This is a genomic window from Mesorhizobium sanjuanii, assembly GCF_002529485.1.
GTDB lineage: Bacteria > Pseudomonadota > Alphaproteobacteria > Rhizobiales > Rhizobiaceae > Mesorhizobium > Mesorhizobium sanjuanii.
In genome coordinates, this window is sequence record NZ_NWQG01000003.1 from 1 (window position 1) to 13,764 (window position 13,764).

Annotated in this window: 12 protein-coding genes; 6 read left to right on the forward strand and 6 right to left on the reverse strand. The window is 62.9% G+C overall.

Features of this window, described 5'->3' with window-relative positions; translation table 11 throughout:
• Both CN311_RS00415 and CN311_RS00420 read right to left on the reverse strand, forming a co-directional pair.
• On the reverse strand, nucleotides 1-486 hold a 486-nt coding region (locus CN311_RS00415; protein WP_115504218.1), incomplete at its 3' end, for an aldehyde dehydrogenase family protein.
• Nucleotides 487-633: 147 nt separating this feature from the next.
• Entirely contained in the window at nucleotides 634-1,602 is a 969-nt protein-coding gene (locus CN311_RS00420; protein WP_097571467.1) for a GAF domain-containing protein, read from the reverse strand.
• 579 nt (nucleotides 1,603-2,181) lie between these two features.
• On the opposite strand from CN311_RS00420, the gene CN311_RS00425 reads away from it, so the two are divergent.
• The 5 genes from CN311_RS00425 to CN311_RS00445 are packed head-to-tail and all read left to right on the forward strand — an operon-like array spanning nucleotide 2,182 to nucleotide 8,950.
• Entirely contained in the window at nucleotides 2,182-3,159 is a 978-nt protein-coding gene (locus CN311_RS00425; RefSeq protein ID WP_097571468.1) for an ABC transporter permease, read from the forward strand.
• A 35-nt stretch (nucleotides 3,160-3,194) separates the two neighbouring features.
• Nucleotides 3,195-4,199, forward strand: coding sequence for a sugar ABC transporter substrate-binding protein (locus CN311_RS00430; protein ID WP_097571469.1), 1,005 nt, complete (start codon nucleotides 3,195-3,197; stop codon nucleotides 4,197-4,199).
• A gap of 28 nt (nucleotides 4,200-4,227) precedes the next feature.
• Nucleotides 4,228-6,348, forward strand: coding sequence for an ABC transporter permease (locus CN311_RS00435; protein ID WP_097571470.1), 2,121 nt, complete (start codon nucleotides 4,228-4,230; stop codon nucleotides 6,346-6,348).
• Nucleotides 6,345-7,460 (forward strand): SMP-30/gluconolactonase/LRE family protein, encoded by a 1,116-nt coding sequence (locus CN311_RS00440; RefSeq protein ID WP_097571471.1) that lies wholly within the window; start codon nucleotides 6,345-6,347, stop codon nucleotides 7,458-7,460. The genes CN311_RS00435 and CN311_RS00440 overlap by 4 nt, the downstream gene beginning before the upstream one ends.
• On the forward strand, nucleotides 7,457-8,950 hold the full coding sequence (locus CN311_RS00445) for a sugar ABC transporter ATP-binding protein (protein WP_097571472.1): 1,494 nt from the start codon (nucleotides 7,457-7,459) through the stop codon (nucleotides 8,948-8,950). Before CN311_RS00440 ends, CN311_RS00445 begins: the two co-directional genes overlap by 4 nt.
• Before the next feature lie 84 nt (nucleotides 8,951-9,034).
• On the opposite strand, the gene CN311_RS00450 is transcribed toward CN311_RS00445, so the two are convergent.
• From CN311_RS00450 to CN311_RS00465, 4 genes are read right to left on the reverse strand one after another with little or no spacing between them, the layout of a single operon-like run.
• Nucleotides 9,035-9,772: an SDR family oxidoreductase gene (locus CN311_RS00450; RefSeq protein WP_097571473.1), complete on the reverse strand. Its 738-nt coding sequence runs from the start codon at nucleotides 9,770-9,772 to the stop codon at nucleotides 9,035-9,037.
• Nucleotides 9,773-9,798: 26 nt separating this feature from the next.
• Nucleotides 9,799-10,185: a carboxymuconolactone decarboxylase family protein gene (locus CN311_RS00455; protein WP_097571474.1), complete on the reverse strand. Its 387-nt coding sequence runs from the start codon at nucleotides 10,183-10,185 to the stop codon at nucleotides 9,799-9,801.
• A gap of 27 nt (nucleotides 10,186-10,212) precedes the next feature.
• Nucleotides 10,213-11,634 (reverse strand): MmgE/PrpD family protein, encoded by a 1,422-nt coding sequence (locus CN311_RS00460; RefSeq protein ID WP_097571475.1) that lies wholly within the window; start codon nucleotides 11,632-11,634, stop codon nucleotides 10,213-10,215.
• 24 nt (nucleotides 11,635-11,658) lie between these two features.
• Entirely contained in the window at nucleotides 11,659-12,552 is an 894-nt protein-coding gene (locus CN311_RS00465; protein ID WP_097571476.1) for an NAD(P)-dependent oxidoreductase, read from the reverse strand.
• Between the two features lie 167 nt (nucleotides 12,553-12,719).
• On the opposite strand from CN311_RS00465, the gene CN311_RS00470 reads away from it, so the two are divergent.
• Complete coding sequence (locus CN311_RS00470; protein ID WP_245440670.1) at nucleotides 12,720-13,694, forward strand: LysR family transcriptional regulator; 975 nt, start codon at nucleotides 12,720-12,722, stop codon at nucleotides 13,692-13,694.
• Nucleotides 13,695-13,764: the final 70 nt, after the last annotated feature.

Genomic DNA, 13,764 nt, shown 5'->3' on the forward strand with positions numbered 1-13,764 from the left:
GGGGATGATCTGGCCTACCACGCCGAGCGGCTCATGGAAATGATAGGCGACGGTATCGTCGTCAATCTGGGAAAGGCTGCCTTCCTGGCCGCGCAAGGCGCCGGCGAAATAGCGGAAATGGTCGATGGCTAAAGGTAAGTCGGCCGCGGTCGTTTCGCGGATCGGCTTGCCGTTGTCCCAGGTTTCGGCGCATGCGAGGAGATCGAGGTTTTCCTCCATGCGGTCGGCGATGCGGTTGAGGATGAGCGAGCGTTCGGCGACGCTGGTGCGTGCCCAGGCGTCCTTGGCGGCATGCGCCGCATCGAGAGCCGCCTCGATGTCCTGGGCGTCGGAACGCGCCACTTCGCACAGCAACTGGCCGTTCACCGGCGAGTGGTTCTCGAAGTAGCGGCCGGCGTGCGGCTCGGCCCATTTGCCGCCGATGAAATTGCCGTAGCGCTTGTCGAACGGCGCCTTGACCGAACGTGAGAATTCAACCTTGTTCATCTGTCTTCCTCCCGAAGCCGACGTCGCGGGATGCAACGCTTCGGAAAGAGAGACTTGTGATTTCCGCCGCTCTTGTCACCGTATCGGAGGCAGTGGGCAGACCGGATGTGTCGCAGAATTGCGACAGTCATGCGAGGATTCGAATGGTCAGTGGGACCTGTGCACGTCCAGGCGGTTGAGCTTGCGGTGAAGCGTCGCGCGGCTGATGCCAAGCGCCTGAGCCGCGGCCGAGACATTTCCATCTGCCCGCGCCAGCGCCCGCTGGAGAACGCCGCGCTCCGCGTCGGCGAGAATTTCCGGGCCGCTCTCAGCCCAACCGAGCAGATCGGCCGCGGGCATCGGTTTGTCGAGACATTGTTGCGTTATCCCAAGCGCCAGGCGAGCCGACCGGGTCGCGCCGACCACAAGGTCGTCGGCATCGAGCGCGATCAGCGCGCCGGAGCCTTTGTCGGTTACCGGCGCCAGCAGAATTCGCGCCTTCGGGAACGCCATCTTGAAGTTTTCCGCTTCGATCCGGCGTGCGGCATCGACCACGGCCACCGAAATAAGATCGGCGAAGGCTTCGGTCAGATCGGCCCGGCAGGACGAGACGTCAAGCGCGGCGACAAGTCTCCCCTCATGATCGTAGATCGGGGCAGTGGAGCAGCTCAACCCCGTGTTGCGCGTCTGAAAATGCTGGTCGCGGTGGATCGTCAGCGCCCGCTGTTCAACCAGACAGGTACCGATACCGTTCGTGCCCTGGCTCTCTTCGTTCCAGACGGAGCCAGTCCACAACCCCCAGGAATGAAACGTCTCGTCATCCACGGGCGCGCCACGCCGTTCTACCGGCACACCGTTGCGATCGGCGAGCAGTACGCAGCATCCGACGCCGCCCACCGCAAGATAGAGCCGGTCCAGACTCGGTTGGGCAGCTCGGACGAGTGCTTCGATGGGTTGCCGGGCTTCCTCCAATTCGGCCTCTGTCAGATAGCGTGGCGGGCTGCAATCAGTCGGATCGAGCCGATGCAAACTGGAAGACCGTCGCCAAGAGGCGACCAGCGCCGACTTCGCCGCGGCGTCCGAAGCGATCGCGGCCTGAATGCGGTCGGCATGATGACGGGGCAAATCCTCGCCCATGCTTATCCTCCCAAACCCCATTTCTTCCTTCGGCTCCTGGACCATGGCTGATTCAAGACAGGGCAACGCTGGTGTTGTGTCAGGTTCAGCTTTCAATCACCGCATTGTCAATTCGACGGAAGAACCAGAAAGGGGACATCCTCCATGTTTCCTATCGGTTAGCGATGTTTGGCCAACCGATGGTCGTTCCTCGCCGGGGCATTCTCTCCTCCAGGCACCTTTCGGTTGATGCACAAAGCCTACCAGCACGAATTGGGGCATTCATTGATCGAGAGCAAAGACGAACGACTATGTCCAGCTCGCGGTACCATGCGGAACGATGCGGGAAAATTTCTGGTTTGGCCCACGAAAAACCCAATAAAATAAATGCTTTTGAACACCCCTCCGGGCCGCCCGGTGCTCCAAAGCCCCTGCGCACTTGCCGTTCTTCGCGATAGAGGCCGGTAGCCAACATAACTGATATTCCACCGACGGGTCTGTCTCGGGTTCTCCAAAAAAGGGATGTTCGTTCCAGCTCGATGCCGATCGCGCGGGTCCGCGTCCGCGGATCGATATCGGCCGGTCTGGGAGGTCCGAAAAATGGGGAAGGCGCGATTGTCGCAAGAGGGCGTGGTGTTCGCACTGGCCGTTGCGATGTTTGCGGTGTTCGCGCTGACGCTCAACAATTTCCTGACCGCCGGCAACCTCATAGCGCTGGTGCGCAGCGTCTCGATCCTCGGTATCCTCGGCCTCGGCATGGGGCTGGTCGTGATCGGCCGGGGAATAGACCTCGCGATGGTGGCCACGATGGTGGTCTCGCTGTCGTGGGTCTTGTCCATGGCGCAGACCGGTACGCCATTTGACACCGCGCTGGCGTATGGCGTCCTGCTCGCGCTTGCCATCGGCCTGGCGAGCGGCATTCTCGTCGCCTACGCCGATATCCCGGCGATCTTTACGACGCTCGCCATGGGCCTTGTCGCCTACGGTTCCGGGCGCGCCTTCCTGTTTCAGATCGACGTGCAGAATACCCCGGTCGGCGTCACCTGGTTCGACTTTCTCGGCCGCGGTTTGTTGTTCGGCCTGCCAATGCCGATCATCGCCTTTGCCGTGCTTGCAGCGCTGATTGCGCTGCTTTTGCTGCGCACGCGTTTCGGTCGGTTTGTTTATGCGGCAGGCGATAATCCGCTGGCGGCCCGCATCACCGGTCTGCCGCTGCGGCCGCTGATCGTGGCGCAGTACGTCGTGAGTTCGCTGATCGCCTTCCTCGCCGGTGTCGTCATGGCGGCGGCGGTGTCCGGCATGAGCACGCGCGTCTACAACTCTACGATGATCTACGACGTCCTGCTCGTCGTGGTGCTGGGCGGCATAAGCCTGAGCGGCGGCCGCGGCGGTGTGCGCAACGTGCTGGTCGGAACGCTGCTGGTCGGCGTGCTGCTCAACGGCATGACCATCCTCGACATCACCTACACCACGCAGAACCTGATCAAGAGCCTGATCCTTCTGCTGGCGATCATGGTCGACAGTTTCATCAACCCCAGGGACGAGCAGACCTCGCAGCAAAGCCAAGGGGACATCTGAACCACATCTTGTTTGCAATTCAACGGGAGGAAACCATGAAGATACGCAACATTCTGGCGGCAGGGCTGATGGCCCTTGGGCTCACCGGCGCCGCACATGCCGATGACGGCCTCGACAACCCATCGCGCAACCCTTTCTATGACGGCTTGAAGGGAAAGCGCGTCGTTTTCATTCCCCTGGCGATGGGCTTCGACCTGACGGAGGGCTGGGCCGCGATCATGCGCAAGCAGGCGGCCGACCTCGGCTATACGCTCGAAATCCGCGATCCAAACTGGAGCACGGATGCGGGCACGCGCGCTCTGACCGCGCTGATCGCCGAAAAGCCCGACCTCATCATCGCGCACAATCCCGATGTGCAATCCTACGCGCGGTTGCTGAAGCGCGCCATGGACGCCGGCATCAAGGTGATCCAGCTCAATCTCGAATCCGTGGTGCCGACCGACGCCTATGTCGGCGCCGACTGGTCGCGGGTTGGCTATATCGAGGCGGATGCGCTGGTGAAGCAGTGCGGAGCCGGCTCCGGCAAGTCCGGCAAGATCGCCATCATCCGCGGCCAGCCTACGGCAGCTTCGGACCTCTACGAGCTTTATGCCTACAAGCAGACCTTCGCCAAGGATCCATCGATCAAGGTCGTGTCGGAGCAGGCCGCCCAGTACGATCCCGCCAAGGCACGCGCGATCATGGAGACGGTATTGCAGCAGCACCCGGATCTGTGTGGTGTCGTCGGCAACTGGGATAATCAGGACGTCGGCGCCGGTGCCGCGATCCAGGCGGCCGGCAAGGCCGACGACATCTACCTCGTCACCTCCGGCGGCGGCAACAAGATAGGTTGCGACAACATCGAGAAGGGGCTGCTGGACCTGATCATCAGCTACGATGTCCCGCTCCAGGGCAATGCGATCAACCAGCAGATCGTGCAGACACTGCTGGCGCCGGCCAAGGCCGGAGAGAGCAAGACCTCCTACTACACGCCGCTGACGCTGCTGACGAAGGACAATATCGGTCCGCGCACCTGCTGGCAGCTGGACCAGCTGAAGTAGGCCGACTGGGCGAGCACCAAAGATCATCATGGCCAGCAGCGACACCTTCGCCTACCTGCGTTCGCGTTATCTCCCCGATCATCTGATCGGGGAGCTTCTGTCGAAGCGCTGGATCGACAACGCGATCCCGTTTTCCGCTCTCCTGCTCACGATCGTGGTTTTGGGCTCGATCATTCCGGACTTTCTGTCCCTGTCGAGCCTTTCCGACCTTGCCCGGCAGTTCGCGGAATTCGGGCTCGTGGTGCTGGCCCTGACGGTGGTGATGATCTCAGGCGGCATCGACCTCTCGGTCGCTGCCGTCTTCTCGCTCGCGGTGCTGTTCTCGCTGATCGGCGTGAATGTCTACGAACTGCCGGTCCCAGTCGTCCTCGCCGGCATCCTGGTCATGGGCATGGGGTGCGGCGCCATCAACGGCGTGCTGGTCGGCTATCTGCGCCTGCGCGCCTTCCTGACCACGCTGGTCAGCCTGATCATCTTCCGATCGATCTACGAGATCGTCTTCGTGAAGATGTCCACCTCGATGATGGTGGGCTTCTCCATGTCCGACCTCTGGCTGTTCATCGGCGAAGGCACGGTGCTCGGCGTTCCGACCTCGCTGGTGATCACTCTGGTGATCGCTCTCGCCTGGCACCTCGTGCTGTCGCGCATGCGCCCCGGCTGGCGGCTCACCGCCGTGGGCGGGGCGCGGCGTTCTGCTTTCAACGCCGGCATCGACGTGCGCTTCATGGTGTTCCTCACCTATGTCGCCTCCAGCACGATGTGCGCGCTGGCCGGCTTCCTGTTCGCCGCCCGACTGGGCAGCACAGGGTCCGACACCGGCGTCGGGCTCGAAGTGCAGGCGCTCACCGCTGCCGTGCTGGGTGGAACGGCGATCGGCGGCGGCCGGGGTTCGGTAGCGAAGGCGATCATCGGCAGCCTGCTGGTGCTGATGCTCACCAACGGCTTGATCAATCTCGGCATCAGCGGCCCGATCACCTCGACCATCCTGGGAGCGATCCTGCTGTTCGCCGTCTTCGTCGATATGCGCTGGCAGAAGCACCGCCACCGCATTCTCGCCAAGGTCTATGTCTCGCCTGCCTACCTTTCCCTACCGCCGGCGCCGAAGGTCGACGCACCCGGCTCGCCCTATGTGCTGAACGATCGCTTGCGCTCCGTCGAAATCATTGGGCTCGGCGAGATTGAGGGGCCTGAAGACGTCATCCTCGACCGCGACGACAATCTTTATTGCGGCACAAGGCATGGCGACATCGTTCGCTTCTTCGGTCCCGACCACAAACGTTCCGAGGTGTTCGCGCATATTGGCGGCCATCCGCTCGGCATGGCGTTCGACCGCACAGGCAACCTGCTGGTCTGCATCGGCGGCATGGGTCTGTTCCAGGTTGCGCGCGACAAGACCGTCACCAAGCTCACCGACGAGACGAACCGAAGCTGGACCTCGGTCGTGGACGATTCGCGATTGCGGCTCGCCGATGACGTTGACGTTGCACCCGATGGCCGCGTCTATTTCAGCGAGGCGACGATCCGCTACGAGCAGGAGGACTGGGCGACCGATGCGCTGGAAAGCCGAGCGAGCGGGCGCATGATCTGCTACGACCCGCGCACCGGCAAGACGCACACCGAGATTCCGAAGCTGGTCTTCGCCAACGGCGTCACGATGTGTCCCGACGGGCAATCCTTCATGTTCGCGGAGAGCTGGACCTGTTCCATTAGCAGATACTGGTTCGACGGACCCAAGAAGGGCACGACCGAACGCGTCATCTCCAGTCTGCCCGGCTATCCCGACAACATCAACCGGGCCTCGGACGGCAACTATTGGCTGGCGCTGCTCGGCATGCGCGGGCCGGCGTTGGATCTTGCGATGCGTATGCCCGGCTTCCGCAAGCGCATGGCGCGGCGCGTCGCGCCGGATCAGTGGCTCTACCCGAACATCAACACCGGCTGCGTGGTGAAGTTCAACGAGAAGGGGGAGATCCTCGACAATCTCTGGGATCTCGGCGGCCGCAACCACCCGATGATCACCTCGATGCGCGAGCACAGGGGATGGCTCTATCTGGGCGGCGTTTCGAACAACCGCATAGGCCGCTACAGACTGCCGGACGCGGATCCCGATTGGTGCGGGCAGGATGCCTATTGGGGGCCGCGCCCATGATCGGCGCCGTCAAGCGCGCCTGGGCGAACTTCCGCGGTTTCGACCTCACAGGCAGCACGGTGCCGCCGATGGACGGTCCGCTGCGGCCGAATGCGAAGCTCGATGCAGCGCCGCTGCAGCTGAATCTCGCCGATATCGACAATCTGGTGCTGCGTGGACGACAGATCGTCTGTTCCGTTGGCCATGAGATCCACACGCTGGCGCCGGCAGCCGGCAACAGCGGGCAGGGGCTGTCAGTTACCGGAACGCGCAGCACCGGAAAACCGGTGACCAGCATGGCGGCGACCGGGGATCTGTTGGCTGTCGCCGTTGAGGGCGAGGGCATCCGCATGGAGCGGCCGGACGGCGCTTCCACGGAACTGATCAGGCCGGAAGGGCTCAATGTGGGGTGCATCACGGCGATGGCTTTCGCCGACCCCTCCACCTTGCTCGTCGCGGTAGGATCGGCCCGCAATCCCGCGTACCGGTGGAAGCACGATCTGATGACGAAGACGGCCGAGGGCTCGGTCTGGCGTGTCGACCTTGGCGCAGGCACAGCCGTTTCAATCGCGTCGGGGCTGGCGTTTCCATCGGGGATAATCGTGTCGAGGGATCGCGTCTTCGTCTCGGAGGCCTGGCGGCACCGTGTCCTCTCGACGGGTCTCGACGGCTCGCACCAACAGATCGCCCTCGGCTCGCTCCCCGCCTATCCCGGGCGCATCGCACCGGCAGCGGAAGGCGGCTTCTGGCTGGCGATGTTTGCGCCGCGCAACCCGCTCGTCGAGTTCGTCCTGAAGGAAGACGAATACCGCAGGCGCATGATCGAGACGATCGATCCAGAATATTGGATCGCTCCCTCCCTCGTCACCGGGCGGAGCTTCCTCGAACCCATACAGGGCGGCGCGCGCAAGAAGCTCAATATGCTGAAACCGTGGTCGCCGACTTGGTCGGCAGGCCTCGTCGTGCGCTGCGATGAGAGCATGGCGATGCTGCGAAACTATCAAAGCCGTGCCGATGGCGATGTGCACGGCGTGACGTCAATGTGCGAAGCCGATGGGCGGCTTCTGGTCGGTGCAAAGGGATCGGGGAAGATCGTGGCGATCGACGAACGAGCGGGGCAAACCGCAAGATGACACCGCTCATTCAATTGCGTGGCGTCTCCAAGGATTTCCGCGGCGTTCTGGCGATCTCGAACGTGGATTTCGAGATCCGTCCCGGCGAGATACACGCCATTCTCGGCGAGAACGGCGCGGGCAAGTCGACGCTCATGAAAGTGCTCGCCGGCGTCTATCAGCCGAGCTCCGGCGAGATGCTGCTCGACGGCCAGCCCGTCACCCTGAATTCGCCATCAGACGCACTGAACCGCGGCATAGCAATGGTCTTCCAGGAGACTAATCTGGTGCCGTCGATGTCAGTGGCGCAGAACATCTATCTTGGAGACGAGAAGCTGTTCAACCGGCTGCGCGGATTGAACATCCAGGCGCAGCGCTACCTGCTGTCGCTCAACTTCTACGTCGATCCCACGGCGCAGGTCTCCTTTCTTGGAGCCGGCAAGAAGCAGATGGTCGAGATCGCGCGCGCCGTTCACCACAATGCGCGGCTCATCATCTTCGACGAGCCGACCGCGACGCTGACGCCTGAGGAGAAGTTCCACTTCTTCAACCTTGCCCGACGGCTCAAGGAAGAAGGCATTGCGATCATCTTCATCAGCCATGCGCTGGAAGAGGCGTTGCAGCTGTCGGACCGCATCACGGTGATGCGCGACGCCAAAGTGGTGGTGACCGACGAAACCAGCAAGTTCGACCGCGACCGGATCGTGCAGGCGATGGTCGGCCGCAGCCTGTCCGGCGAACTCTATTCCGGCCAGACGCGCGTGGCGCGGCCCATGGGCAGAAAGATCCTCAGCGTCGAAAACCTCTCGATGGGAAACACCGTGCGCAATACGTCGTTCTCTGTGTTCGCCGGACAGGTGACGGGGATGTTCGGACTTGTCGGCGCGGGACGCACCGAGACGATGAAGATCGTCGCCGGCGTGCTGAAGCGCGATTACTTCCATGGCGGCACGGTGCGCTTCGAAGACAGGCCGGTTCGCTACCGGACGCCGCGACCGGCGGTGCGCGACGGCATCGTCTATGTCACAGAGGACCGCAAGATCGAGGGGTTCTTCGAAACCATGACGATCGCCGGCAACATCCAGCTTGGGCAACTCGCCAAAGGCAACAATCCGCTGACCCCGGTCGCGCCGCGGCAGGGGCGGGAACTTGCCACCGAATGGACCAAGCGGCTGGGGGTCAAGGCGATCGACGCCGATGCACGCGTCATCGAACTCTCCGGCGGCAACCAGCAGAAAGTGGTTCTGTCCAAGGCGCTGATCCAGAAGCCCAAGCTGGTCATCCTCGACGAGCCCACACGCGGGGTCGACGTCGGCACCATCGTGGAGATCCACAACTTCATCAACGAGCTTGCCGACAGCGGCATGGCCGTGGTGGTCATCTCCTCCTACCTGCCCGAGATCATGTCGCTGTCAGACCGGATTCTCGTTGCGAGGCAGGGACGGATTGTCGAGGAAATGGACATCGCCGAGGCGACCGAAAGCGGGATCATGTACGCGGCGGTCCACTGAGCCCGTCGTGGCAGGAGCGGCCGGTCACAGAACCGAAGTCGCGGCGAAAATGCGGCGACGTTAATGCTTAGGCCTAGCCGGTTTCTACCACCGGTTCGTCGGCAGGACGAACATCTGCGCGATCTGGACGTGGGGCGGCTGATCCAGCGCGAATAAGACGCATCGGGCGATGTCTTCGGGGTCGAGCGCCATGCCGAACTTCTCGAAATATTGTCGAGACGCCTCCTCGTCGCCACGGTGACGGGATTTGACGATGTTGGTGCGCGTAAGCCCCGGCAAGATCTCGATAATGCGTATGGGTGTCTCCGCCAGTTCGCCGCGGATAATGTCGCTCAGCATGTGCACGCCAGCCTTGCTGGCTGAGTAGGGCGCCTGGTCCGGCACCAGGCGCAGCGCGCTGATCGAACTCATGTTGACGATGTCGCCGCGGCCGCGTGCGATCATTCCAGGCAGGATCGCCCGCGTCACGCGCATGAGGCCGATCAAATTGGTTTCGATGATCGCCGACCAGTCGTCGGCCGATCCGATGTCGAAGCGGGTACGCCCGCCGATGTCGTGGCCGGCATTGTTCACCAGTATGTCGATCTCGCGGAATTCCGGCGGCAGCCGGTCGAGGCAGTTGGCGACGGCGGCGCCGTCAGTGATATCCAGGGGGAGCGGGAAGACGTCGGCGCCGAGATCGCCAGCCAGCGCGGTGAGGGGACCTTGCTGGCGATCCGCCAGCACGACGCGGCAGCCCTTGCCATGGAGGCTCATGCAAACCGCGCGACCGATGCCGCTCGCGGCACCGGTGACGAAGGCTATCCGTTGCCGATCCGTCATGTCAGGCGGTCCCCAAAAAACGCCGGTCAGGCCTTGGCGGCATCGAGTTCGGCGAACGCCTCGCGCGCAATGCGGAATGAATCCACTCCCGCGGGCACGCCGGCATAGATGGCCACCTGTAGGAAGATCTCGCGGATCTCGTCGCGGCTGACACCGTTGCGCAAGGCGCCCTTGACATGCATCTTGAGCTCATGGGGCCTGTTGAGGCAACTGATCATGGCGAGGTTCAGCATCGAGCGCGTCTTGCGCGACAGGTCTTCGCGGCCCCAGACCGCACCCCAGCAATACTCCGTTACCAGCTCCTGCATGGGGCGGTTGAAGTCGTCCGCCGCGGCGAACGACTTTTCGACGAATTCCTTGCCCAGCACATCCTTGCGGATCGCCAGGCCACGCTCGAAGACATCCTTGGACATATGAATTTGCTCCTGCTTCGGGATCGGTTACGAAACTTGACGGGACCACGGCCGCGAAGCTTTGCCGGCCCCTTGTCGGGGCGCTCGCGTCGCTTGCCTTTTGGCCGCTCCCTTCGCCGCACAAAGCGACAGGAGCCGGCCGGCGTCTTTCCTGGTGTCCAGCCTGTCGACGAACTCTTCGATGGCTTCGGCCGCGGCAACGCCAAGGATGGCTGCGGCCGCCGAGCGGAAGCGCTCGCGCACCTCCGCTTCCGTTGCGGGCACGACATCGGGCAGACCCATCGAGAGCTGGCGGCCATCGCCGAGCGTCACATCGATCGCCGCGCCCTGGTGGCCGGGGAACAGCGCGGTCAGATCCGGGCTGGCAACCAGTTCGCTGGCGCCGATCAGGCGCAGCGTTTCAGCATGAGCGAGATCGCTGTAGATATCCTCGGACAGCCGGCCATGTGCAAACACGGCCCCCACACCAAAGGGAATGCTCATCTTCGCCTGCAGGGCTCTGTCGAACGGTCCTGTCCGGTCGCAACCGGGATATGCGGCAGCCGCAGCGGGCACGCTGATGCGGATGCGCTCGACCGGCGCGGCATCCGAGCCAATGATTTCGACAAGCTTCAATGCCGTCTGGCAGGCTGTCTGGGCGAAATTACAGGCAGGTGCAGCCTTGTGATAGACGTTGAGAATATCCGCCTCGCCATCGGGGAAGAGTTCGATCGGGCCAGGCATCGGCCGCCTCGCCAGCGCGGCAAAGTATCCCGACCGGCCCTCAAGTATGTCAGGACTGCCGAAGGCTCCGGCGTCGGCCAGTCGAACCGCCATCCAGGCATTGCGCGCGGCAAAGCCGGGATGGAAGAACATGTCGGAGCCGCCGCTGTGCGGCCATTGGTTCAGCCCGGACGCGGTATTCGCCGCCAAGGCAATCGCCGCGGCCACTTGCTGTCGGTCGAGCTTCAGCATCCAGGCGCCGCCGCATGCCGATCCGATGGGAGCGACCAGTCCTGTCGGTCGGAAAAGTGACGACATCGCCGGATCGATCAGCATCCTGCCAAGCCGTCCGCCGACCTCATAGGCGACCACCGCCGAGCGGATCAGGTCCATGCCGGAAACGGTCTCCGTCTCGGCCAAGGCAAGAAGCAGCGGCCAGACGACCACACCGTGGTGGCACACCGACGCGGCATGCATGTCTTCCCTGACGAGGCCGTGGCCCTTCACGGCATTGACGAAGGCGGCGTCCGCTGGTGTCGTCGTCGCCCTTTCGCCAATCATATGGCCGCCAGGCGCTGCCGCCACGGCGGCGACCGCCTGCTGGCTGGGCTCCAATGCCGAAGCCTCAAACGCACAGCCGAGAAAATCGAGCAGGCAGAGCTTGGCCTTGGTGACGACGGCAGGACTGAAAACCGGCGAAGCAAGGTTCGCCAAGGCATCCGCCAGTTCCATCGAGCGCGTCGTCATTTGCTGCTCTCCACAAAACAAGGCCTAGGCGCGTATCTCCACGCCGGCCCACTCCTCGATGATGCGGACCATCGAGGTGAAATCGGAATCCGGCCCGAAGCGGGCATTGGTGGCGGCGAGCATCTGCCTAACCAGAGAGCCGCCAACCATGGGCACGCCCAAATTCTCGCTTTCATCGACGCACATGCGCACATCCTTGTACGACAGCGCAGTGGAGAAGCCGAAATCGAAGGTTCCCGGCAAGACGGCACGGGGGAACTTGTCCTGCGTCGCGCTGTTTCGCCCGCTCGAGGCATTGATGATGTCGCACATCACCGTGGGATCCAGGCCGGCCTTGACGCCCATGGCGAGCGCCTCCGCCGACAGCAAGATGACGCCGGCGGCGATCATGTTGTTGCCGAGCTTTGCAACCTGAGCGCTTCCTGGCGTTTCTCCGCAATAAAACCTGCGGCCGAAATTGGCCAGAACAGGTTCGATTTCCTCGTAGATCTGCTTAGGGCAGGAGACCATAACGGCGAGCGTGCCGTTGCGTGCGCCTGCGATGCCACCCGATATCGGTGCGTCCACCCATGCGATGCCTTTGCTGGCCAGGGACTCCGAGATGATCTTTGCCATGCTCGGTCCGGTGGTGGACACGTCGACAATGATCCTGGCCTTCGAGCCGGCCGCTATTCCATTCGCACCCAGCACGACTTCCCTGACGACGGGTGGCGTCGGCAAGCTGCAGAATACGATGTCGGCTTCATCCGCGACCGCCTTGGGAGATACGGCAAGTTTGGTGAATTCCACCGGCAACTCTTTCGCCGTGTCGGGCCGCGTGTCGTAAACGACCAGATGGTGGCCGGCCTCGATCAGGCGGCGCGCCATCGGCACGCCCATGCGGCCGAGGCCGATGAACCCAAGCGTTTGACGCTGCAACGACTTTTCCTCTCAAATCTATTGAATTCAGGCACTCTTGGACTGGTTGAGACTAGGCCAATTCCTGCCCGAGCGATAAGGCCCGCGACGCGCATAACAGCTTTGCCGCGGGCCTGACGCGCGCTTGTCAACGGCTTCGATGTACCCCAAACTCCGGCATTCGTTGCATGCCAACGGAAATTCTCTGTTCCGCATTTTGCGACGAGGCAATGTTCATGTTTGACTTACGGCAGCTCCAGCTGTTCACGGCAGTGGCAGAATTCGGCAGCTTCTCGCGGGCCGCCGTTGCGCTATCGGTCAGCCAGCCGGTGCTCAGCAGGCAAATCAAGGCGCTGGAGGAGAGCGTCGGGATCGCGCTTCTTTATCGCAACGGTCGCGGCATCGTCCTGACGGAGGCAGGCAAGCTTCTGCGGGACTACGCATCGGCAATCCTGGAGCAGGCCTCGCGGGCCTCGACTGAACTCGGCGCCTTGCGATCGAACCCGCGTGGGACGATTGCGCTCGGAATGCCGCCATCGGTCGGCGTCGTCCTTACCTCGCCGCTCGTCCAACATTTCCACGAGCAGTTCCCGCAGGTGAGCATGCGCGTCGTCGAGGGGTTCAGCGGCCATCTCCTCGAATGGCTCGTGATGGGGAAGATCGACGTCGCGGTGCTTTACAACGCGCCGCGCATGAACAACCTTCTGTCAGAACCGATCCTGCGCGACGAACTCTTCCTGCTCGGCGCCGAGAATGACCCCAGCAAGCTCGGCCCCGGGCCGGTCGATGCCGAGGTTGTTTCGCGTATCCCCATGATCCTTCCGGCCCGACCGCATGGGCTGCGGGTGCTGTTGGACCAAATCTTCGGTTCCGTCGGCATCGAGCCCAGGATCGAGGTCGAGGTCGAGGCGATGCCCTCGACGTTGCGCCTCGTCGAGGCCGGTATGGGGTATACGATCCTGTCCTATTCGAGTTGCCACAATCTGGTGGCGGAAGGCAGGATCAAATATTGGCGTATCCAGAACCCGTCGATAGAAAGGGAACTGCTGCTCGCGACGTCGACGCAGCGGCCAACCACTACCGTCATCCGGGCGCTGACCACCCTCATAAGGGAGGAGGTGCGCGCCTTGCGTAAAATGGGAATCTGGGACCCGAAACCATAGGACTGGGTCCGCGTCCTCCTCGTCATCGATCGCCAGTCATGCAAGTCAGGCGCATCCTCGAAGGGCCTGG